The organism is Bradyrhizobium sp. ISRA464 (genome assembly GCF_029910095.1).
Classification (GTDB): Bacteria; Pseudomonadota; Alphaproteobacteria; order Rhizobiales; family Xanthobacteraceae; genus Bradyrhizobium.
Map to the genome: position 1 here is coordinate 8,167,847 of NZ_CP094526.1, position 16,904 is coordinate 8,184,750.

Annotated in this window: 24 protein-coding genes and 1 pseudogene; 10 read left to right on the forward strand and 15 right to left on the reverse strand. The window is 65.9% G+C overall.

The features are described 5' to 3' along the window. Nucleotides 1–58: 58 nt before the first annotated feature. A pseudogene (locus tag MTX19_RS37825) lies at nt 59–268 on the reverse strand (hypothetical protein); the annotation flags it as partial. Between the two features lie 71 nt (nt 269–339). Between MTX19_RS37825 and MTX19_RS37830 the strand changes: the two are divergent. Both MTX19_RS37830 and MTX19_RS37835 read left to right on the forward strand, forming a co-directional pair. Further along, the gene (locus MTX19_RS37830; protein WP_280981709.1) at nt 340–804 is read left to right on the forward strand and encodes an Rrf2 family transcriptional regulator; all 465 of its coding nucleotides are present in this window, start codon (nt 340–342) and stop codon (nt 802–804) included. Then, entirely contained in the window at nt 791–1,615 is an 825-nt protein-coding gene (locus tag MTX19_RS37835) for a class I SAM-dependent methyltransferase (RefSeq protein WP_280981710.1), read from the forward strand. Before MTX19_RS37830 ends, MTX19_RS37835 begins: the two co-directional genes overlap by 14 nt. Before the next feature lie 20 nt (nt 1,616–1,635). On the opposite strand, the gene MTX19_RS37840 is transcribed toward MTX19_RS37835, so the two are convergent. Genes MTX19_RS37840 through MTX19_RS37850 form a run of 3 tightly spaced genes read right to left on the reverse strand, consistent with a single transcriptional unit; the run spans nt 1,636 to nt 3,937 of the window. Then, entirely contained in the window at nt 1,636–2,274 is a 639-nt protein-coding gene (locus MTX19_RS37840) for a response regulator transcription factor (protein WP_280984628.1), read from the reverse strand. Nucleotides 2,275–2,294: 20 nt separating this feature from the next. Continuing rightward, nucleotides 2,295–3,728 (reverse strand): histidine kinase, encoded by a 1,434-nt coding sequence (locus MTX19_RS37845; RefSeq protein ID WP_280981711.1) that lies wholly within the window; start codon nt 3,726–3,728, stop codon nt 2,295–2,297. A 47-nt stretch (nt 3,729–3,775) separates the two neighbouring features. After that, the gene (locus tag MTX19_RS37850; protein WP_280981712.1) at nt 3,776–3,937 is read right to left on the reverse strand and encodes a hypothetical protein; all 162 of its coding nucleotides are present in this window, start codon (nt 3,935–3,937) and stop codon (nt 3,776–3,778) included. A 94-nt stretch (nt 3,938–4,031) separates the two neighbouring features. On the opposite strand from MTX19_RS37850, the gene MTX19_RS37855 reads away from it, so the two are divergent. After that, nucleotides 4,032–4,925: a DUF2380 domain-containing protein gene (locus MTX19_RS37855; protein WP_348638253.1), complete on the forward strand. Its 894-nt coding sequence runs from the start codon at nt 4,032–4,034 to the stop codon at nt 4,923–4,925. A 61-nt stretch (nt 4,926–4,986) separates the two neighbouring features. On the opposite strand, the gene MTX19_RS37860 is transcribed toward MTX19_RS37855, so the two are convergent. The 11 genes from MTX19_RS37860 to MTX19_RS37910 all read right to left on the reverse strand — a co-directional run bounded on the left by MTX19_RS37860 (nt 4,987) and on the right by MTX19_RS37910 (nt 12,138). Then, nucleotides 4,987–5,172 (reverse strand): hypothetical protein, encoded by a 186-nt coding sequence (locus MTX19_RS37860; protein WP_280981714.1) that lies wholly within the window; start codon nt 5,170–5,172, stop codon nt 4,987–4,989. Between the two features lie 53 nt (nt 5,173–5,225). Continuing rightward, complete coding sequence (gene mscL, locus MTX19_RS37865; RefSeq protein ID WP_280981715.1) at nt 5,226–5,645, reverse strand: large conductance mechanosensitive channel protein MscL; 420 nt, start codon at nt 5,643–5,645, stop codon at nt 5,226–5,228. 66 nt (nt 5,646–5,711) lie between these two features. Beyond that, nucleotides 5,712–5,975, reverse strand: a complete 264-nt coding sequence (locus MTX19_RS37870) for a hypothetical protein (protein WP_280981716.1) — start codon at nt 5,973–5,975, stop codon at nt 5,712–5,714. 97 nt (nt 5,976–6,072) lie between these two features. Continuing rightward, nucleotides 6,073–6,297, reverse strand: a complete 225-nt coding sequence (locus tag MTX19_RS37875; RefSeq protein ID WP_280981717.1) for a hypothetical protein — start codon at nt 6,295–6,297, stop codon at nt 6,073–6,075. Between the two features lie 186 nt (nt 6,298–6,483). After that, the gene (locus MTX19_RS37880; RefSeq protein WP_280981718.1) at nt 6,484–6,906 is read right to left on the reverse strand and encodes a DUF3597 domain-containing protein; all 423 of its coding nucleotides are present in this window, start codon (nt 6,904–6,906) and stop codon (nt 6,484–6,486) included. Between the two features lie 383 nt (nt 6,907–7,289). After that, nucleotides 7,290–7,790, reverse strand: a complete 501-nt coding sequence (locus MTX19_RS37885) for a Rab family GTPase (RefSeq protein ID WP_280985752.1) — start codon at nt 7,788–7,790, stop codon at nt 7,290–7,292. Beyond that, nucleotides 7,790–9,541: an OmpA family protein gene (locus MTX19_RS37890; protein WP_280981719.1), complete on the reverse strand. Its 1,752-nt coding sequence runs from the start codon at nt 9,539–9,541 to the stop codon at nt 7,790–7,792. The genes MTX19_RS37885 and MTX19_RS37890 overlap by 1 nt, the downstream gene beginning before the upstream one ends. A gap of 1 nt (nt 9,542) precedes the next feature. After that, on the reverse strand, nt 9,543–9,890 hold the full coding sequence (locus MTX19_RS37895; RefSeq protein ID WP_280981720.1) for a hypothetical protein: 348 nt from the start codon (nt 9,888–9,890) through the stop codon (nt 9,543–9,545). A gap of 160 nt (nt 9,891–10,050) precedes the next feature. Continuing rightward, on the reverse strand, nt 10,051–10,719 hold the full coding sequence (locus MTX19_RS37900) for a response regulator transcription factor (protein ID WP_280981721.1): 669 nt from the start codon (nt 10,717–10,719) through the stop codon (nt 10,051–10,053). 45 nt (nt 10,720–10,764) lie between these two features. Beyond that, a complete protein-coding gene (locus tag MTX19_RS37905; protein WP_280981722.1) occupies nt 10,765–11,835 on the reverse strand; it encodes a histidine kinase in 1,071 nt (356 codons plus the stop codon). Between the two features lie 12 nt (nt 11,836–11,847). Next, a complete protein-coding gene (locus MTX19_RS37910; protein ID WP_280981723.1) occupies nt 11,848–12,138 on the reverse strand; it encodes a hypothetical protein in 291 nt (96 codons plus the stop codon). Between MTX19_RS37910 and MTX19_RS37915 the strand changes: the two genes are divergently transcribed. The 7 genes from MTX19_RS37915 to MTX19_RS37945 all read left to right on the forward strand — a co-directional run bounded on the left by MTX19_RS37915 (nt 12,122) and on the right by MTX19_RS37945 (nt 16,894). Next, nucleotides 12,122–12,472 (forward strand): hypothetical protein, encoded by a 351-nt coding sequence (locus MTX19_RS37915; protein WP_280981725.1) that lies wholly within the window; start codon nt 12,122–12,124, stop codon nt 12,470–12,472. The genes MTX19_RS37910 and MTX19_RS37915 overlap by 17 nt on opposite strands. Nucleotides 12,473–12,591: 119 nt before the next feature. After that, nucleotides 12,592–13,218: a hypothetical protein gene (locus tag MTX19_RS37920; protein ID WP_280981727.1), complete on the forward strand. Its 627-nt coding sequence runs from the start codon at nt 12,592–12,594 to the stop codon at nt 13,216–13,218. 310 nt (nt 13,219–13,528) lie between these two features. Continuing rightward, the gene (locus MTX19_RS37925; RefSeq protein ID WP_280981729.1) at nt 13,529–13,981 is read left to right on the forward strand and encodes a MarR family transcriptional regulator; all 453 of its coding nucleotides are present in this window, start codon (nt 13,529–13,531) and stop codon (nt 13,979–13,981) included. A gap of 55 nt (nt 13,982–14,036) precedes the next feature. Next, nucleotides 14,037–14,288, forward strand: coding sequence for a hypothetical protein (locus MTX19_RS37930; RefSeq protein WP_280981730.1), 252 nt, complete (start codon nt 14,037–14,039; stop codon nt 14,286–14,288). Beyond that, nucleotides 14,275–14,604, forward strand: a complete 330-nt coding sequence (locus tag MTX19_RS37935) for a hypothetical protein (RefSeq protein ID WP_280981731.1) — start codon at nt 14,275–14,277, stop codon at nt 14,602–14,604. The genes MTX19_RS37930 and MTX19_RS37935 overlap by 14 nt, the downstream gene beginning before the upstream one ends. Continuing rightward, nucleotides 14,601–15,839 carry an MFS transporter gene (locus tag MTX19_RS37940; RefSeq protein WP_280981732.1) on the forward strand — a complete coding sequence of 413 codons (1,239 nt, stop codon included), beginning with the start codon at nt 14,601–14,603 and terminating at the stop codon, nt 15,837–15,839. Before MTX19_RS37935 ends, MTX19_RS37940 begins: the two co-directional genes overlap by 4 nt. Nucleotides 15,840–16,186: 347 nt before the next feature. Further along, nucleotides 16,187–16,894 carry a TetR/AcrR family transcriptional regulator gene (locus MTX19_RS37945; RefSeq protein WP_280984630.1) on the forward strand — a complete coding sequence of 236 codons (708 nt, stop codon included), beginning with the start codon at nt 16,187–16,189 and terminating at the stop codon, nt 16,892–16,894. Nucleotides 16,895–16,904: the final 10 nt, after the last annotated feature.

Below are 16,904 nucleotides of genomic sequence, written 5' to 3' on the forward strand. Positions count from 1 at the left end.
GCGTTCTCGGTACGCGTGTCTCGCAGACGCGACGCGGCAGGAATGCGTTGATCGCCGCTCAATCCCGCAGCGCCGGCGGCAGCAGCAGCTCGCGCTCGCCGGCCGCGACGCGCGCGAGTTCGGCGGAGGTTCGTGCCAGCACGCCCTCCCAGGCCTGCGGCTTGTCCTGGCGGAACATCCGCATGGTCGGATACCAGGGACTGTCCGCGCGGTCGCGCAGCCAGCGCCAATCGAGCGCGTAGGGGCACAAGAGCCAGACCGGACGGCCGAATCTCCGCGCGAGAACGATATCGGCGCCCGCCCTTGACACGGTTGCTATCATGTAACATGTAACGTTACATGAACCGCGATAGCCGTTTATCGAGCGTGCTGCACGGCCTCCTCCACATGATCGGGGCGGCCGAACCGGTGACGTCGGACCAGCTTGCCCAGGCGATGGCGACCAATCCGGTCGTCGTCCGCCGCGTCATGGCCGGGCTTCGCGAGCAAAGCCTTGTCCGCTCCGAGAAAGGTCATGGCGGCGGCTGGACGATGGCGCGCGATCCATCCGACATCACGCTCGCGGACATCTATCGCGCGGTCGGCGCGCCGACGATCATCGCCATGGGCCACCGCTCGGAAAAGCCCGGCTGCCTGGTCGAGCAGGCCGTCAACGATGCGCTCGGGGATACGTTTCGCGAGGTCGAAGGGATCTTCCTGACACGGCTCGGTGCCGTGACGCTCGAAGCGCTTGCCAAGGATTTCAACCGCCGACTCGCGAAACACCGGCAGTCACTCGAGGATCAGGTACATGCAGCACGGTGAGCAGACCGATCAACTGCCGTTCAACGATCCCGCGCGCTGGGACAAGATGGCTGCCATCTACGAGGCGCAATCGCAACCGTTCACCGCGCATTTCGCCGAAGCCGCGGTTGCGACGCTCGCGCTCGGCCCGTCGTCGAAAGTGCTCGACGTCGCGACCGGCACCGGCGTCGCGGCGCTGGCTGCCGCCCGCACCGGGGCGCAGGTCACCGCGATCGACTTTTCCGCCGGCATGGTCGAGCGGGTTCGCCTCCATGGCGTCGCGAATATCGAGGCGCGGCAGATGGACGGCCAGGCGCTCGATCTGCCGGATGCCGCGTTCGATGCCGTGACATCGGTGTTCGGCGTGATGCTGTTTGCAGACTGGCGCGCCGGGCTGCGCGAGATGGCCAGGGTGACGCGGCCGGGCGGATCGGCGGCAATCGCGGTCTGGAAAAGCCCGGACGGCGCCGCGGTGCATCTCATGGTGTCGCGGATCGTCCGGATGCTCTATCCGGATCTGGTCGGCCAATCGCCAGCGACAGGCCTGACCGCGCTGGCCGATTCCGATCGCCTTGCCGCGGCCGTCATCGCCGCCGGTTTCTCCGATCCGACGATCACGGAAGTCAGCCACGATTTCAGCCTCAATGTCGGAGATTATCAGGGGGCCGACCGCCTGTTCGAGTTCGGGCCGCAATGGCAGACGCTGAATGAGGAGCAGCGCGCGGCGGTCGTGCGCGAATTCGAAATGCAGGTCGAACGCGGACGCGTCGGCGATATCTTCCTCATTCCGTCAACGGCGCTTATCGCAACGGCGCGGCGGCGGCCGTCGTAACCCGCTCGGCGAACGCAGGATCAGGCCTCTCCCCAATCGCGTTGCGAAAGAATCCCCTGCCGCAGCGCGAGCCGGACCAGTTCGATATCGGAGCCGACACCGAGCTTGGTCTTAATCAGATAGTGGAGATTGGCGACCGTCTTGGGGCTGATATGGAGCATATCGGCGATCTCGTCGCTGGTCCGCTCGGCGAGCAGCATGCGCAGCACCTCGAACTCCCTTGGCGACAGCACGTCGGCCGCGACAACGTCACCGGCAAGCCGGCTCAGCGCCAACTCGTGGTCGATATCCGGGCTGATGGCGATCCGTCCGGCCAGCACATCCATGGCGGCCTGCACCAGCGTCTCGGGCGGACTGGTCTTGGTGACGTAACCGCGCGCACCGGCGCGGATCGCCTGCACGGCGAAGGCCGCATTCTGGTGCATGGTGAAGACCAGGACTTGGGCATTGCGATCCCATTGCCGGATGCGCCTGATCGCTTCGATGCCGCCGATCCCGGGCATCGCGAGATCCATGATGACAAGGTCGGGCTTGATCTCCTTGAACAGCCGATACGCCTCGGCGCCGTCGGCGGCCTCCGCGACGACCCGCAATCCCGGTTGCTTCTGCAGCACGGCGCGATAGCCCTCGCGGACGACGGCGTGGTCGTCGACCAGCATGACCGTCGCGACCGTATCCTTCACGCCGCATGCTCCGTCACCACATTGCCGACGACAGGCCGATCCGTCGTCACCACGGCCGGGATCACGGCGCGTAGGACGGAGCCGCCGCCCTGCCGCGCGGCGAAGTTGAGCCTGCCGCCGAGCGCGGCCACGCGCTCGCGCATGCCAAGCAGACCCAGGCCAGATCCGGCCGGACGATCGCACGATTGACCGTCATCCTCCACGATCAGCTCGATATCCCCACGCATGCTGACGCCGGAGCCGTCCTGCAGATCGCGCATCGCGATCGCGAGGCTGATCCGGCTTGCTCCGGCATGCTTGGCCGCGTTGGTGATCGCCTCCTGTGCGATGCGATAGAGGTTGGCCGCCAACTCGGCCGGCAAGGCATCGCAGATGCCGGACAGGCTGATCTCGAACCGGGTCTGCCCGCGGCTGCGGCTGTTCCATCCGGCGATCAGGCCTTCCAGACTTGCGGTGAGGCCTAGCTGCTCGACATCGGGCGGCCGCAACCGGAACAGCGCGCCACGCAATCGCTCCATCATGTCGGCCGCTGTCCGCGCGATGCCGTCGCATTCGGGCAGAATGGCCGGGCAGTCCTGCGCCGCGCTCTGCCGGGCCGATGCCGCGAGCGCCCGGATCGCGGCCAGCGACTGCCCGAATTCGTCGTGAAGCTCGCGCGCAAGGTGCAGGCGCTCGTCATCCTGCAGGGCGATCAAGCGGCGGGTTAGTTCGTTGCGTTCGGCGAGCGTGGTGCCGAGGCGCTCGGCGAGATGGTTGAAGACGTCGCGGATGGCGGAGAGTTCGGCGAGATCGAACGGCGGCAACCGGGCCGCGAGGTCGCCCGTCGTGATCCGTTCCAGGCCGTCGCGGATCAAGCCTGTGGGGCGAAGCGCGCGCGCCAGCGCCATATAGACGAGCGCGCCCAACAGCGGCAGGGCCAGCGCCAGCGCGGCCATCACGCGGCCCGCCCCCTGCCAAGCCTCCGACGCAAGCGTCGCCGGATCGACGGAGACCACCACGTCGCCGACCCTGCTTCCGCGCAAGAAGACCGGCCCGATCGTTTCGCGCCCGGGATCGAACAGCTTGCGATAGAACATGGCGAAAGCATATGGCGCGTCGGCCGCCTCGCCCCGCGGCCCGCCGCAGACGCGCTGCACCATCGCGCCGTTCCGGTCGCGATAAGCGATGCACAGGCCTGGCGTCATCACCGATCCCGCGACCTCCTGAAGGTCGGGAAAGCTCGAACGCGGCTGGTTGATCCATTGGACCTTGTTCTGCTGCAGCTCGAGGGTCCGCGCCGTGATCGAGGCGATCATGTCCAGCCTGGCATGCACCGATCGATCGCCGTCGACCAGGAAGAAGGCCGATATCGCGGCAAAACAGAACGCCGACGCGGCGATCACCCGCAACGTCAGGCGGAGCTTCAGATCGCTTCTCGGAAACATCTGCATCGGCGGCCGTCCTTACTCGGCTGACCCTGAGGCATCTCCTCGCCAATCTAGCGGCCGAACCGGCCCGACGGGAAGCGCCGCGGCCCCGGCTCGGCAACGTCGTGAAAATTTCCCGGCCCCGCGCGTGACGAGGTCGGCTTCGACCAGCCGTCCGCCCTGGCTAGGCTCGCTCGACCGTTCATCCTCCACCACGACAGGTCCGCTGCCATGCCCCGCTCCCGCCCCGTATTGCAAACATTCGTTCTCGCCGGACTTCTCCTTGGCTTCGGCCCCACCTGTCCCAGCGCGCTTGCGGCGCAGCGGGTGGGCGTGGAAATCCAGGATTTCGGCTATCTCGACACCTCGCGCGAGCCCACCGACCAGAGCGCCTCGCACCAGGAGCGCCTGCAGGCCTTCACCGCGGCGCTCAGGCGCGACGTGGCGGCCGACGCGCTCTATCGCCTCGTCCCCTCCTCCTGTGGTTCGACCTGCGACGCCGATGCGCCGCTGACGGCCGAACGGCTGCGCGCGGCCGCGCAAGGCGGTGCCAACGTTCTGATCGTCGGCCTCGTTCAGAAGATGAGCACGCTGGTGCAGTGGGCCCGCGTGCGCGCCGTCGATCTCGACAAGAACCGGGTTCTGTTCGAGAAACTCTACACCTTCCGCGGCGACAATGATGAGGCATGGCAACGGGCCGAGGCGTTCGTGGCGCGCGAAATCCGCGAGGCGTTGGCAAAGCCGCAGCCGGCGGCAGCAGCCGCGCCAATCAAGCTCGCATTGTTCAACTTCGAACTCGAGGATGCCAGCGCAGCCGGCCTGGAGACCGCGAGCGATGGCGCCGAGCTCGCCAACACGACCGACGCTGTCAGGCAAATGCTGGTGCAGTCCGGGCGTTATGCGCTGGTGCCTGTCAGCGGCACTGAGACGGACGCCGCGAAGCCGCGCGCCATCCAGGACTGCGGTGGATGCGACGTGGAGATCGCCCGGAAACTCGGCGCGGACCAGTCGCTGATCGGCGTCGTCAGGCGGATCAGCCGCACCGAATATCTCGTATGGTTTCAGCTGCACGACGCCGGCACTGGCAACGTCATCGCAGCCGGCGACAGCGGACTGCGGATGGGCGCGAACTACTCATGGAGCCGCGGCGCGACGCGCCTGATCCGCGACAAGCTGCTGGAGCCTGCACAAGCAACTCAGCTCGCGCCGGCCTCGCGCTGAGCGCTGCGGCGTGGGGTGCAGCGCGGACGTCATCGACACCGAGCTGCATCCCGGCCCGCCGTCAAAGACGCGAGCACGCCTTCCTGTCGTTGCGCTTCTTTCCGTCACTGTCCGTCGGCGGCTGCAGGCCGGGGCTGTTGGCCCAGCGGTCGAGTTCCTCGATGATCCGCTGATGGCTCGGCCGCTGCGGCGCCGGCGCGCCCGGTTCCTGCGAGAGTTTCCGGGGCAACTTGACCTGTTCTGGCATGCTATCCCTCCAGAGCTGGACGGTTGAGAGAATGCCCCGATCGATCGCAAGTGTTACGCACGCACCTTCAGGAGGTCGCGAATTTCGGTGAGCAGCTCTTGATCCCTGGTCGGCTTCGGCGGCTCGGCCGGCGCCGCAGGCGTCTCGCGCTTGAGCTTGTTCATCAGGCGAACCACGATGAAGAGAACGAACGCGACGATGAGGAAATTCAGCGTCAGGGTCAGGAAATTGCCCCAGGCCAGCACTGCGCCCTGCTTCTTGGCGTCGGCCAGGTTGGTTGCAGTCACCGACTTCGACAGCGCGGTGAAGTAGTTCGAGAAGTCGAGGCCGCCGGTGATCGCGCCGATGATCGGCATGATGATGTCGGCCACCATCGAGCTGACGATGGCGCCGAAGGCCGCGCCGATGATCACGCCGACGGCGAGATCGACGACGTTGCCCTTCATGGCGAATTCCCTGAATTCCTTCAGCATATGATCTCCTCCGAAAGCTGGATGCTGGTGCGAACGTTAGGTTCGGGCCGTAACCCGGTGGCTGGACTATTTGTGGTCTGTCGACCCGGCCGGCGCGGCGGCGGACCGGGCGGGTGCCGCAGGCTCCCACGGCGCAGGCAGGATGACCCGGGCCGGCGGCGGAATCTGCGCGGTGCGCTGGACATTCGCGTCCGGCTGTCGCGGTCCGCGGTCCGCGTCGTCCGCATGGGCGATCGTCGCATAGGCAGCGAGTGCCAGAGCGAGCAATACGATTCCAATCGCGCCGGCAGACCACGGGTTGTTCATCGTGGCGACATGACGTTGAGCCATGGCAACTGTTCCTCACGCAATGAATGCTGGACTCGGGCGAGGCGCGCGTGTGCAACGGTTCGCGGCAAACCGCTACGCCTCGAGGCTTCCCGCCTGGCTATCGGTGATGATGCCGCAGATATTCGTGCAGCGAACTCGAGCCCGTCTCCTTGAGAAGGCTCTTGAGCATCATGTCCTTCCGGCGCCCTGCGGCGAAACTCTCGCCATATTTCTTGCGCAGCGCGGCAACCGTGGTGTTGCCGTGCTTCCGCTCGATCCGGCCACTCTTGTCGCGATGACGGCCGTCGAGATCTTTGCGTGTGGTTGCGCGTACCTTTGCCATTTCCTGCTCTCCCGTGTCATTTGCGGTGCGTGCGAAACGTCTCGTCTGCCGCGAGCTCGCCTCGCACGGGGTTCGGTACAGATCGTCGGGGCGCGACGGGATCCGGACGGATCGTGATCGCGCTTCGGCTTCTTGTTTGAGCATGATCGTTCCGGAACGCCGCTACAGGCTTGTCCGGAGCATGCCTCAGACCTTGATGTCGCTCGGAAGCTTGCCGCCGTTGGCGGCGAGCTTGGCCATCACCTGCTGGTGCAGCCAGACGTTCATCGCAGCGGTGTTGTTGGTGTCGCCGGTGTAGTTCAATTCCTTCGCGAGCTCCTTGCGCGCCGTCAGGCTGCTGTCGAGACCGAGCGCCTTCATCAGATCGACGATCGAGCTTCGCCAGTCGAGCCGCTCGCCCGTGGCGGCCGCGGCCTTTTCGACGATCGCAGCGACGTCCACCGTTTGCGGCACTGAGGCGTCGGGCGCGTCGGGCGCGGTTGAGGCGGCCGGCGACGCAGCGGGTGCGGCAGTCGTTGCTGTTGCCGTCGCCGTTGCCGTCGGGGGAGTCTTGGCCTGGGCCGAACCATGGCCGAAGATTGCGCCCATGATGCTTCCAAAAACGCTCATGATCTTTCACTCCGTTCGCCAGAGACCGCATCGGTCTCGTGCTTGGATCCGATGACGGGGCGGACGATAGGCCAGGCCGCCGGAGCTGCGGAAGATGACCTTCGTCACTTTCGGAAGAACGGGCGACGTGGTGCAAGTTGGCGGTCAAGCGTGCGGCGGCGAAGCAAGCCGCACGTTGCGAAGCCATTCATCGCGCGCCCCACGTGCGATGAAGTCAGCCGCCCCGGCCCCGATTCGCCAGCCCCGAGAAGTCGGGGCGGCTGACACAGTCACGCGCTTCGCGCGAAGCCGATTGCGACCGACAAAGACCCGGTGCTGCGACTAGAGCGTTTTCGAGCGAAGTGGAGACCGGTTCGCGCGAAGAAAACGCGTCAAACGAGAATCTAGAGCTGGCGGCGACGAATGGTCTGGGCGAGTTCCGCAAAGCTTTCCGCGATTCCCGCGCCGGTCTTTGCGCTCACCGATTTGACGCTCGATCTTGCGAGCTCGCTGATCGCGCCTGCGCTGCCTGCTGCTTCCGGAAGGTCGATCTTGTTCAGGAGCGCCCTGTAGGGCCTGCCCGGAAACCTGGCCTCGAAACCACGGACCAGTTCGACCATGCGGGTGACCGTCTGCGGCCGTGTGACATCGGACACGATGATCGCGGCGGACGCGCCGGTAACGTAGACGGTGTCGAAAATCTGCGTGCCGAAATCGCCGTCAGTGTCCCACAACACCAGCCGCATCGGCTCGCCGCCGTCGGCGGGCGCGACGTCGTGGCTCAGAATCTCGACGCCGAGGGTCGACTTGTATTGCCCCTCGAACCGGTCGTAGACCAGCCGGTATAGGATCGACGTCTTGCCGACCCCCATATCGCCGAGCAGCATGACCTTCGCGGTAAGCATCAGTGCGCCACTTCGGTTCGATAGACGTTTTCGAACGACACGCGGCGGTTGCCGCCGACCGTCGTGTCGATCCGGTCGGTGATCGGCATGGTCGCCGCACGCGACACCAGGATCAGTCGCGACGGATCGATCCCGAGCGCGGTCAGTCTCCGCGCCACCTGCTCGGCCCGCTTGCGCGCCAGTGTCCTGTTGGTGCCCTCCGTGCCGCTCTGGTCGGCATATCCGACGATGCGAACCCTGAGGTCGTTGTTCGCCAGCAACCCTGCGAGCTGGCGGATCTGCTGCTCGGCCTGATCGTTGTCGAGGAATTCGTTGGAATTGTTGGCGAAGAACACCGCCGTCGAGGCGATGAAGCGGTCGAGCCGCGCGGCCGGACCATCGACGACCGACTGCAGCGCGGCGTATTGCTCGCCCAATTTGGCGTGCTGATCGGCGAGCTTGTCATATTGCGCACTCAGCGCCGCTGATTTCTGATCACCCGACTTCGATTGCTCGGTCATCGCCTCCCGCATCTGGTCGACGCTCGCTTGCAGGCGCGCCAGGCTCTGCTGCAGGCTGCTGATCCCGGCCTGCGATGCCGCGAGCTGCTCCGGCGCGGACACGAGGCCGATCCGGTCGACGACCCGGTACGGCGCCGCGGCCGCCGCGAGCGCATCGATCAAAGGCGCGGTCTCCAGCTGGCTCGGCTCGATGCCCGATACCGCGACGCTTCGGCTGTGATGATCGAAGTCGAGCCGAAGCGGAAACGTGGTCAGCAACGGCTGCTTCGCGGCAAGCTGCTCCAGCGCCGCATAGGTGCGCCGCTCCAGCAGGCTCCGCGTCACCGATACGGCCGCGAACCAGACCAGCATCGCAGCTGCGGCCGCAAGCAGACCGAACAGAATGATCTTGCCGCGCCGACCCGTCGCCTTGCGCGGCGTGTCATCCGTCTCGATCGACGCCGCCAGCGACGCAAGCATCGGGGCATCGCAATTCGCTCCGCGGTCGATTCGCTCGATCGAATCGAAGAACAGCGAATTGATCCGGGCATTGTCGGCGGGCCGCAGCGGGCCGAGACACTCCGCCGCGAGGATGAAACGCGGCGAGGCGCGCAGCGCGATCTGCCGTCCGCCGAAATCGAGCGTCTGCAGGTTGCCCTCGCCGGCGAGCGCCTGAACGGAAAACTCCAGGATCGCCGCGACCATCGCGCTGAGCAGGTCGGCGCGTTCGTCGGGCGTTTCGTCGCGCTTCCAGTCCGCGACCAGGCGTCCATTGCCGCGCTCGATGATCAGCAGGCGGTTCACCCGCGGCGGATTGTCGGCCAGCACGAACTCGCTGATCGGACGTCCCGTCACCAGCGACTTGATGCGCCCCACCCAAAGCTGGGTAGACGTCAGGGAATTGATGCGCTGCTCTAGGGCTGCAACCATCTCCCTGAAGGAATTCGCCACCGCGGCGCTGACCAGCCGGCCGACGATCGGATACAGCGCCTCGACCATCAGCTCGCGCGAATTCCTGATCTCGCTCCTGATCGCGGAGACCACGGTGGGCGCGATCGCGTTGGCGAGTTCGCGCGGCCGATTGACCTCGGCGCGCTCGAGGGCCGCGACCAGGATGTCGGCCGTTGCGGCCTCGAGACGATCGGCGGAGCCGACATATTGCTGCAGCGACGTAAGGTCGGCTTCCAGCGACTGCAGGCGCGTCGCCTCGGGCTGAAACAGCAATGTCTTGAGCTGCTCGATCTCGCGGTTCTGGCCGGCAGCAGCTGCCATGTTATTTTCCCGTGCGGCCGGATCCCAATCCGCTGATCGCTGCGCCGAGCTGCGAGATGGCCGTACCGATATCCTTCAGCGAGTCGAGCCGCTTCTGCTCGGTGTCGCGCTCGAGGTCGGAGACCCGCGCCTGAACGGCAGCGATCTCGTTGGCGAAGTCCGCCTGCATCTGCTTCAGCGACGCCTGCATCTCCTCGCGCAGGCCGGCCAGATTGCTTTCGATCGAGCGCTGCGCGCCGCCGAACAGGAGGTCGCGGACCTGATCGATCGTCGCCGCGGCGTGCGCCGCCGCATCCGCGCCATTGGCGGCTCCATCCGTGTCCCTGGTCTGGCGCTCGCTGCCCTTCATGGTCGTAATCCTGCTCGTCCGAAGCTACGCAAAATCCGGCTTTGCTGTAAAAAGCAAATCCAGAACAGTCCTATAGCCAATTTCGTTGGCCCGGCACAGAGCAAGGCGAGCAATCAGAAGGGGATGAGGCCGGAGAGCGTGCGATCGCGAGCAATTATTTCTAATAAGTTATTGCCTTTATTGCGAGTTCTGTACGGTTCTTGACCTGGCATTTTTCCAGGATGGTGCTGACGTAGTTCTTCACGGTTCCCTCGGCCAGATGTAGCCGCTCGCCGATCTCCGTGTTGCTCTTGCCCTCGACGATCAGCGTGAGAATTTCATTCTCTCGCGCGGTCAACCCGTCGCGAACCGGCAGCTTCGCCGAAATGCGCGGGCCGCGCAGCCGCTTGAATTCGTCGAGGATGCGCGCGGCCACGCCCGGTGACAGTCCGGACTGCCCGTTCATCACGGCGCGGATCGTGTCTGCGATCTCCTCCATCCTGGCGTCCTTCAACAGATACGCCTTCGCGCCCGCGCTCACGGCCTCGAAGATCAGATCGTTGGTCTCGAATGTCGTCAGGACGACGATATGGGTCTGCGGAAGCTCGCGCAGGATCCGCTGGGTCGCCGCGATGCCGCCGACGCGCGGCATCTGCAGATCCATCAGAATGACGTCGGGCCGGTATCGCCGCGCAAACTCGATGGCCTGCTCGCCGTCGGCCGCGCCGGGAAGCAAATCGAAATCGTCGTTCTGTTGGGCAAGGAGCGTGGCGATCCCTTCGCGGATCAATGCCTGGTCCTCGGCGATCAGCACCCGCACCTTCTCGATCTTGCTCACGGGCGATTCCATCGTTCTCTCGAAAGCCTCATGATCATCAATGCCGCGGCCGTCTGCTCACTCGGCCAGCACGCCCGCAGACGCCGCCGGCGGCACTCCCACGGGCAGCGATATCCGGACCAGTGTACCCTGCCCCGGTGCACTTTCCACCGCGCAGTCTCCGCCAACGAGTTCAGCAAATTCGGCCATTCCAATCAATCCGAAATGTCCAGGCTTCGGCACCGCCGGATCAAAGCCGCGCCCGTCGTCACGAATCTCCACGATCAGCTTCCGGCCGACCGCGGCCGGCTCCTCGAACGCACGAAACGAGACATGACGCGCCTTCGCATGCGCCTGGACATTGCGCAGTGCCTCGCTGAGGATGCGTTGCACGGTCAAGGCGCAATCGCGCAATCCTCCGCGCGCCCCGTCGTCGATGTGGGTCGTGACGGCGATCCCGCTGCGGTCCGCGAAGTCGGCCAGCAATCCTTCAACGTCCAGATCGAGCTCGAGATCGTCGGGCGTGCGCAGGCGGGCGATCGCCTCGCGGGCGCGCGCCAGCCCGCTCGCCGCCGCGTCTTCCGCGGTCGCAAGTCCGTGCGCGGCGCGCGCCGGATCGGTCGACAGATAATGCCGGACAAGCCTGATCTGGGTCAGCAGCGCTACGATCGAGTGCACGAGCGTATCGTGCAGGTCGCGCGCCAGGCGAAGGCGGGTGCGTGCGAGCGAGGCGAAGCGCACCTCCGCGCTCGCCGCCTCGAGCTGCTGCTCCATCAGGCGGCGGGCGCGGCGCTCGCTGCCGAGCAGCGTTTCGACCTGACGCGCCGCGAAGTCCGGCATCGCGATGACGAAGTAGTGCGACTGCTCGCCATTCCACAGCACCACGGCCGTCACCGGTTGCGCCATCCCCGGCGATGCGCCGCGAACGCCGGCAAGCGCGATCGTGTCGCGCTCTCCCGCGGCGAGCGACGCCAATTCGGATTCCATTCCGACCAGCAGCATGCATTCGCAGCAATCGGTGCCTACAGCGGGAAGCCATTCGACGAGGCGCCCGATCTTCCGCACCATCTTTCGGTCGGCGCCGATAACGGCGAGGCCGATGACGTCGGCTTCTGCGGCCGGAAGCAAGTCCGCGCTCAGGTCGATCATTCGTTGCCCAAATCAGCTCAGCGAGCCACCCACTTTGGCGTAAGCCCGCGGCGGCCGCAAACGAATATGACTTTCGTCACGACCGATCCTGACTTTCGTCAGATGCCGCTGCCGCCCGAAATGCGGTTTCTGGTTCGTGAAATCGTGCAAGCCGCGGTGTGCCACATGCGGGTGCACGTGGCGATGCCAGCCGGGCCGCGCCTCACGCAGGCCGCGCCATTCGACCGGAGTGAGCTGACGGATGAGGGTCGCGCCACGAAAATCGTCGCGCACGGAGCCGCGCAGTTTGGGCGACTCGGCCAAGCCCGCAAAGCGGCGCCGCCTGAGCGCGACGCAGAAGGCGGCGCTGCACGAAGCCCTCGCCGGCCGTCTGCAGCTCTATCCGCGCGGATATGCCGCAAGCAAGACCGGACCATTCCACTCGCGACGCGCCGTGCTCGGGCTTGCGCGCGCAGGCCTGATCAAGATCAGCGCGACGATGCGCTACGCCTCGGCAACCAGGCGCGCGCGCGAGATCTTCCTGGGCACAATGGCCGGTGGAGCGGGTGAGCAGGCCGGGCCGCAGGTTGCGAAACATCGTGCCGGCGACCACTTTGATGGGGCTGCCGCTCCCGGCAGCGGAGCCACGCGCGAATAGCGCGCCGGCCGGGCCATTGTCTGCCCCTCGCCGGCGGTGAATGGTAGAAAGGCCCGGAACGCACGGCAGCCGTCGCCGTTAAGTTGCGCGACCACGGCTGCAACAGACAACGAGGATGCATGCTCGCGCTCTGGATCATTGGGTTGGCGTTCGTCGGCAGCGGCCTCGCCGCGGTCCTGTTCGGCGTCAGCGCGCTCGAAACACCGTTCGGGAGCGCGCTGTTCGGCAGCGGGCTGATCTTCGTTGCCTCGGGGGTCGTGATCTCGGGTCTGGGCCTCGTGGTCCGGAAACTCGACCGGTTGCGGGAGGCGATCGAGACACGCGCGGAGCTGCCGCTTGCTGAACCGACCGAAACCGTTCCAGCCATCGCCACCGCGACGGTGGAACGTCAGTCTCCGCTTCGATCGCGCGACGCGAAACGGCAGGCGGCGCAGGATGCCCGCGCAGCGGAAGACGCCGTCGCACCGCAAGAGCCGGCGCATCCGCTGATCGGCCGGTCGTCACGGCCTGGACGGTCCTCGTTGCCCGCGCGTCGAACGCCGGCGAGCGAGGCGCGGCAGGCACCCGCGGTCGTTCACTCCGGCACCGTCAACAACATGGACTATCAGCTGCGCGCTGACGGGACCATCGTCGCGATGTTGCCGGGGCGAAAGCTGGAGTTCGCGTCGATCGACGAGCTGCGGGCCCGTCTCGCCAGCCTTCCGGACGACGACGAGGACACATCGGCCGGCCAGCGTTCGGCCTGAACGCCGGCACGCCGTCTGACCGGAGCACCCATCCTCGCCGCGGAGCCTATCGCTGCTCTGCGCACGCGCCATCTGGTAGCGCATTCGCTTCCCGCTCAGCACACGCCATAGCTCGTCGAAGTTCGCACCGTGACTTCGGATGGAGGGCCGTCTTCCTCGCCGTCGCATGACCTTGTCCCCGGTAGGACAGCGGTCCGCTTGCACGGCGTTGACCGCGAACGGAGCTGCCCGCAACGAGCAGATCAGCTCTGCAGCTAAACTGCACAGATAATCTTTACAGCTTACCTGTATATATCTAATCTCTATCGACATGAACAATTCATCGGAGTCCCTCCGGCAATCGCGCGTCTCGGCGCTGGCTGAGGACCTGCGCCTGCTGATCGGAAAACTGAAGCGCAGGCTGCGCGAGCAGAGCGATCGCGGAGACCTGCCGCCCTCCCAGGTGGCGGTCCTGCTTCGGCTCGAGAAAGACGGGCCCGCGACCGTATCGAGCCTGGCGCGATCCGAAGGGATGCGTCCGCAATCGATGAGTTCGGCGGTCGCCGCGCTCGAGGCGGCAGGCCTCGTCACCGGCAGGCCCGATCCGGAAGACGGCCGACAAACCATCATGTCTCTCACGGATGCCTGCCACGACTGGATCCAGGCCGGGCGCGCCGCGCGGCAGGACTGGCTGTCGCGCACCATCACGGCGCGACTGTCGTCGCAGGAGCAGGACGAACTCGCCGCCGCTGTCAGGCTTTTGAAGCGGCTCATCGACGATTGATGCGGGCTTCGCCGCATCGATCGCGCCGAATCCCGGTTGGCAGAAGGAAATGATCATGGCCCTCACGACGCTCGATCCGATCACGGCCCTCATCGTTGTCGATCTGCAGAGCGGCCTCTTGGGCTCACCCTTCATCCATCCGATCGGTGATGTCGTGGCGCGCGCATGCGCCCTCGCCATGACTGACATCCGACCGGAGGCGCACGATTACAGCCTCGCCAACGTCTTCCCGCGGCTCGGCGAGACCGGCTCGACGCAGTCGATCATCGAACTCCTCGAAGGGACGCACGTGCATGAACTGGCTTGACCTCGTCGCCTACTTCTTCGGCGGCGGATTCCTCACCAACGCCATTCCCCATGTCGTCGCCGGCATGATGGGCGAGCCGTTCCAGACCCCGTTCGCGAAACCGCCGGGCGAGGGACTGTCGACATCGACCGTCAACATCGTGTGGGGCGTCTTCAATCTGCTCATCGGATATCTCCTGGTCTGCCGCGTCGGCGAATTCGGCCTGCGGACCACGAGCCACGTCGCCGCACTCGGCCTTGGCGGACTCCTGATCGGCGTCCTGCTGGCGCGGCGGTTCGGGCGGTTTCACGGCGGCAATGGACCAGAGCGATCATGAGAGGCGTGTTTCGATCACTGCGGAGCTTCAACTACCGGATCTGGGCCGCGGGCGCGCTGGTGTCCAACGTCGGGACCTGGATGCAGCGCGCCGCGCAGGATTGGCTCGTTCTCACCCAGCTTACGAATCATAGCGCGTCCGCCGTCGGCATCGTCATGGCGCTGCAGTTCGGGCCACAGCTTCTGCTGATGCCATGGTCAGGCTTTGCCGCCGATCATTTCAACCAGCGCCGGCTGTTGATGGCCACCCAGGCGACCATGGGCGCGCTCGCACTTATCCTCGGGGCTCTGACCGTCACCGGGCTGGTGCAGCTCTGGCACGTCTGCACATTCGCTTTCCTGTTCGGCTGCAGCGCGGCGCTCGATGCCCCGGTGCGCCAGACATTCGTCGCCGAACTGGTGGGTGATCGGGACCTGTCGAACGCGATTGCGCTGAACTCGACCTCGTTCAACGCCGCGCGGATGATCGGACCCGCGGTCGCCGGCCTCATCATCGCCTCCGTCGGCACCGGCTGGGCATTCCTCTTCAACGGCGCGTCGTTCCTTGCGGTGCTGGCGTCGCTGTTGCTGCTCCGCAAATCCGAGCTCCGCCCGAACGCGCGCGCCCACCGCGCCAAGGGCAGCGTCACGCAGGGCTTTCACTATGTCTGGTCGCGCCCCGACCTCAGGACGACCCTAGTGATGCTGTTCCTGATCGGCACCTTCGGGCTGAACTTCCCGATATTCATCTCGACCATGGCGGTTGGCGTCTTCCACACCGACGCGCGCGGCTTTGGCCTGCTGTCGTCGATGATGGCTGTCGGCACGATGTCGGGCGCGTTGCTTGCCGCGAGCCGCGACCGGCCGCGCTTCGCCTCGCTGTTGCTCGGCGCCGCGATCTTCGGACTGGGCTGCACACTGGCGGCGCTGGCGCCGAATTACTGGCTGTTCGCCGCCGCACTCGTCGTGATCGGCGTCGCCGCACTCACCGTCACCAACACCTCGAACGCGCTGATGCAGCTCTCGACCGAACCCGCGATGCGCGGACGAGTGATGGCGCTCCGGCTCGGCGTCGCGCTCGGCGGCACCCCGATCGGCGCCCCGATCGTCGGATGGGTCGCCGATCACCTTGGTCCGCGCTGGGCGCTCGGCGTCGGCGCGGCCGCAGGCTTTGCCGCCGCGCTCGTGGCCATCGCCGCGCTGTCTCAAGGCAAGGTCGACGCCAAGCGCGGCAGCGTGCCTCACGCGGCGGAGTGATCAGTCACTTTTCCGGATCAGATCATGCTCTAATAGGCGCAGGACGCCATGTTCGGCTGCACGGTCAGCCGCAGGGCGACCTCGGTCGAGCCATCCATCAGCCGGCGCTGACACCATCCACGGAGAACCGGTCGTCAACCCCGACCTTGGGTCAGAAAACGAGCGAGCGCTCTCTCAGAAAATTTGATCGCCCCCCTTTTCCGACGGCCAGTCTCTAGGCTAGGAATTATTAAGGGCCAAGAGCCCACGCCTGGACCAGACAACCAGACAATAGAGTCCGGGCTACACATTGGGAGGAGGCAACGTTGCGTCTCGCGCGCCAGCGACCGGGGACCAATGCATTCTCGATGGACGTGCTTTGCGCACGCATCCTTGAGCGCCACCGCGATTCCATCAAGGTCCAGAAGCCGCATCTCGCCGTTCCGAACCTCACGCGCATCATCGGCGCCACGCTCACGCTGTCCAACAAGCACGGCTTTCACGCCACCACGCTGCGCCAGCTCGCGGAAGCCTCCGGCCTCAGCATGGGCGGGCTCTACACCTACTTCGACAGCAAGCCGACGCTGCTGTCGATGATCCTCGGCGAGGTCGCGGAGACCGCTTCCGAAGTTCTCACCGCGCCACCCGACGACGTCAAAGGGGATGCCCGCAAGCATCTGCACTGGATCATCGCGACGCATGTCCGGATGAGCGAGGCGATGCAGCCCTGGTTCGTGTTCGCCTTCATGGAGGCGAAGTCGTTTCCACCGGCAGAGCGTCAGCGCGCAAAGGACATGGAGGTCATGACCGAGAAGATCATCGCCAACGTCCTCAAGCAGGGCGTCGCCAGCGGGGTCTTCACGATCGAGCAGGTCACGCTCACGGCGTCGCTGATCAAGCCGCTGCTGCAGGACTGGTACGTCAAGCGCGCGAAGTATCGCACCCGCGGCACCTCGATCGAGGCCTACATCAACGGCGTCGCGACGTTCGTCGACGCCGCCTTGGCGGCACGAAACCGGACCGGCCGCATCGTCGCCGGCTCCCGCTCCAAACCGAAGCAGATGGCGCACTCATAGCCCGCAGGAA

Coding starts and splice junctions, on each gene's coding strand:
- MTX19_RS37830 (WP_280981709.1), top strand. CDS start 340: ATGAACCGCGATAGCCGTTTATCGAGCGTGCTGCACGGCCTCCTCCAC.
- MTX19_RS37835 (WP_280981710.1), top strand. CDS start 791: ATGCAGCACGGTGAGCAGACCGATCAACTGCCGTTCAACGATCCCGCG.
- MTX19_RS37840 (WP_280984628.1), bottom strand. CDS start 2,274: ATGCTGGTCGACGACCACGCCGTCGTCCGCGAGGGCTATCGCGCCGTG.
- MTX19_RS37845 (WP_280981711.1), bottom strand. CDS start 3,728: ATGCAGATGTTTCCGAGAAGCGATCTGAAGCTCCGCCTGACGTTGCGG.
- MTX19_RS37850 (WP_280981712.1), bottom strand. CDS start 3,937: ATGGCAGCGGACCTGTCGTGGTGGAGGATGAACGGTCGAGCGAGCCTA.
- MTX19_RS37860 (WP_280981714.1), bottom strand. CDS start 5,172: ATGCCAGAACAGGTCAAGTTGCCCCGGAAACTCTCGCAGGAACCGGGC.
- mscL (WP_280981715.1), bottom strand. CDS start 5,645: ATGCTGAAGGAATTCAGGGAATTCGCCATGAAGGGCAACGTCGTCGAT.
- MTX19_RS37870 (WP_280981716.1), bottom strand. CDS start 5,975: ATGGCTCAACGTCATGTCGCCACGATGAACAACCCGTGGTCTGCCGGC.
- MTX19_RS37875 (WP_280981717.1), bottom strand. CDS start 6,297: ATGGCAAAGGTACGCGCAACCACACGCAAAGATCTCGACGGCCGTCAT.
- MTX19_RS37880 (WP_280981718.1), bottom strand. CDS start 6,906: ATGAGCGTTTTTGGAAGCATCATGGGCGCAATCTTCGGCCATGGTTCG.
- MTX19_RS37885 (WP_280985752.1), bottom strand. CDS start 7,790: ATGCTTACCGCGAAGGTCATGCTGCTCGGCGATATGGGGGTCGGCAAG.
- MTX19_RS37890 (WP_280981719.1), bottom strand. CDS start 9,541: ATGGCAGCTGCTGCCGGCCAGAACCGCGAGATCGAGCAGCTCAAGACA.
- MTX19_RS37895 (WP_280981720.1), bottom strand. CDS start 9,890: ATGAAGGGCAGCGAGCGCCAGACCAGGGACACGGATGGAGCCGCCAAT.
- MTX19_RS37900 (WP_280981721.1), bottom strand. CDS start 10,719: ATGGAATCGCCCGTGAGCAAGATCGAGAAGGTGCGGGTGCTGATCGCC.
- MTX19_RS37905 (WP_280981722.1), bottom strand. CDS start 11,835: ATGATCGACCTGAGCGCGGACTTGCTTCCGGCCGCAGAAGCCGACGTC.
- MTX19_RS37920 (WP_280981727.1), top strand. CDS start 12,592: ATGCTCGCGCTCTGGATCATTGGGTTGGCGTTCGTCGGCAGCGGCCTC.
- MTX19_RS37925 (WP_280981729.1), top strand. CDS start 13,529: ATGAACAATTCATCGGAGTCCCTCCGGCAATCGCGCGTCTCGGCGCTG.
- MTX19_RS37930 (WP_280981730.1), top strand. CDS start 14,037: ATGGCCCTCACGACGCTCGATCCGATCACGGCCCTCATCGTTGTCGAT.
- MTX19_RS37935 (WP_280981731.1), top strand. CDS start 14,275: ATGAACTGGCTTGACCTCGTCGCCTACTTCTTCGGCGGCGGATTCCTC.
- MTX19_RS37940 (WP_280981732.1), top strand. CDS start 14,601: ATGAGAGGCGTGTTTCGATCACTGCGGAGCTTCAACTACCGGATCTGG.
- MTX19_RS37945 (WP_280984630.1), top strand. CDS start 16,187: ATGGACGTGCTTTGCGCACGCATCCTTGAGCGCCACCGCGATTCCATC.